This window comes from Streptomyces sp. NPDC001890 (assembly GCF_042891445.1).
In the GTDB taxonomy this organism is placed as follows: Bacteria; Actinomycetota; Actinomycetes; order Streptomycetales; family Streptomycetaceae; genus Streptomyces.
Genome location: NZ_JBIATE010000080.1, coordinates 1 through 2,441 on the forward strand (window position 1 = coordinate 1; position 2,441 = coordinate 2,441).

2 protein-coding genes are annotated in these 2,441 nt (G+C 67.3%); both read left to right on the forward strand.

Annotation, left to right across the window (positions count from 1 at the left end; genetic code table 11):
* The coding region (locus ACFYY1_RS43175) for a tetratricopeptide repeat protein (protein WP_388595585.1) at positions 1-1,631 on the forward strand (1,631 nt) is incomplete at its 5' end.
* 28 nt (positions 1,632-1,659) lie between these two features.
* Positions 1,660-2,214 (forward strand): hypothetical protein, encoded by a 555-nt coding sequence (locus tag ACFYY1_RS43180; protein WP_388595587.1) that lies wholly within the window; start codon positions 1,660-1,662, stop codon positions 2,212-2,214.
* Positions 2,215-2,441 lie beyond the last annotated feature (227 nt).

Consider the following 2,441-nt stretch of genomic DNA (forward strand, 5'->3'; position numbering starts at 1 on the left):
GCGGCCGGGCCCGCATCGACGTCGACGTCTACACCCCGGCCGAAGCAACCGGCTACCTCACCACCCGCCTCACCCACGACCACAAAGCCCACCTGATCGACCACCGGGCCCCGGCCCTCGCCGAAGCACTCGGACACCTGCCCCTGGCACTGGGACACGCCGCCGCCTACATGCTTCGCGAGAACACCTCCTGCAGCACCTACCTGGAACAGTTCACCGACCGCGCCACGCACCTGGACGAGGTACTGCCTCACTGGGCCGACGCCGAACGCTACGGACTGCAGGTCACCACCACCCTGCTCCTCGCCCTCGACGCCACCGACCAGGACCCCCACGGACCCCTGGCCCGCACCGCCCTCCGCATCACCGCCCACCTCGACCCCGCCGGACAACCCGCCGACCTATGGACCACCAACGCCTTCCTCACCTACCTCACCCACCACCAGCCCGCCGCCGTCCCGGCCCGACGGAACCTCAGCCTGCGCCGCCGGCGCACAAGCGCGGCACGGGCCGTCACGGGTGACGAGGCAGCCGCAGCGCTGCGGCTCCTCGACCGGTACGGACTGATCACGTACGACTCCACCGACAGCCTCCGCGCAGTGCGTATCCACGCGCTCACCGCCCGAGCCGTACGCGAGACCATCCGTCAAGAACAGCAGCCGGCGATCGCAGTCACAGCCGCCGATGCCCTGGTCGAGATATGGCCAGACCCCGACCACGCCCAACGCGAACTGGCCAGCACACTACGCGCCAACACGGACTCCCTCACCACCCACGCCAGCGACTCTCTATGGCCTTCCCAGGCCCACCCCGTGCTCTATCGCGCGGGAACAAGCCTCCTCAATGCTCACCTACACAGCGCCTCCTCGACGTACTGGGAACACATGGTCGCCGAAGGTGAGCGGCTGTTGGGCAACGAACACCGCGACACCCTGAACGCCCGCGCCAACCTCGCCACCTCCTACTGGCAGGCCGGACGCACCAACGAAGCCATCGAAATCGAAGAGCACGTCCTCGCTGAGTACGAGCGGCTGTTGGGCAACGAACACCGCGACACCCTGACCGCCCGCGCCAACCTCGCCGCCTCCTACTGGCAGGCCGGACGCACCAGCAATGCCATCAACCTGCTCGAACACGTCCTCGCCGAACGCGAACGACTCCTCGGCAACGAACACCCCAGCACCCTGACCACCCGCGCCAACCTCGCCACCTCCTACCGACAGGCCGGACGCACCAACGACGCCATCAACCTGCTCGAACACGTCCTCGCCGAACGCGAACGACTCCTCGGCAACGAACACCCCGACACCCTGACCACCCGCGCCAACCTCGCCACCTCCTACCGACAGGCCGGACGCACCAACGACGCCATCAACCTGCTCGAACACGTCCTCGCCGAGTACGAGCGAATCCTCGGCAACGAACACCCCGACACCCCGACCACCCGCGCCAACCTCGCCACCTCCTACCGACAGGCCGGACGCACCAACGAAGCCATCAACCTGCTCGAACACGTCCTCGCCGAGTACGAGCGAATCCTCGGCAACGAACACTCTGACACTCGTGCTGTTCGTGGTGCGCTGTCCCGGTGGCGGTCGGCAGAGGGTGGTTCTGGGGAGCCTCCGTCGTAAAGAGGGACCGTCTGGTTCGTACAGGCTGGTGGGTGCCAAGCGGGAGAACTGGCCCCCACCACCAGCGGGTGGCCAGGCGGTCGAGGACCGCCGTCCGGCCTTCCAGGTGTACGACGTCCGTAGCCGTTCCCTTCCCGACGGGCTGTGGGAGGAGGGGGCTCTCGGGCCGGGTCTGCCCTATGCGCTTCTCTTCCTGGAGTGGGAAGCGCGGTTTCCCCGCGAATGGACAGAGCATGCAAAGGCGTGGAGCACAAAACAGCGGCTCATCCGCAGCCTGGCCGTCGCCGACCACGACCAGCCGACCAGGGCGAAGCTCACCGACCTCGTCGAGATCGTCGTCCAGCGGGCCCACCGCTGCAAGGACCGTGAGTACGCTCGCGTCGCACGAGCAGTCGACGGCGAGGATCTCCGCCACAGGCTCGGTACGGCCGCCGCGTCGGCCAACCCATGGGCACGACTTCATGCCGACTACGTCCTCTGGCTTCTCGATCGCCCCGAGGTGCCGATCACGCAGCACGTCTGGCGGACGTGGGTCTCGGAAGCATCCGGAAGGCAGCCCGGCTCAGCCGATCCCTGCGGGTAGTCCAGAGCGACCGCACACCCCCCGACGGCTGACAGGCAATGAGAATAAGGTGAGGAGGTGTCGTATTCCGGTGCCAAGTCGCCGCATGAGCCTCGAGTGAGTCTCTTTCATCCTCTGCTGGAGGGTGAAACGGGCTGGCCGGCGGGTGTGGCGACGAGGCAGTGCGCCTCGTCGTCGGCGTGGTGATTCCACTCATTGACCGAAGGGGCCCACTGCAGCCAAGTTTG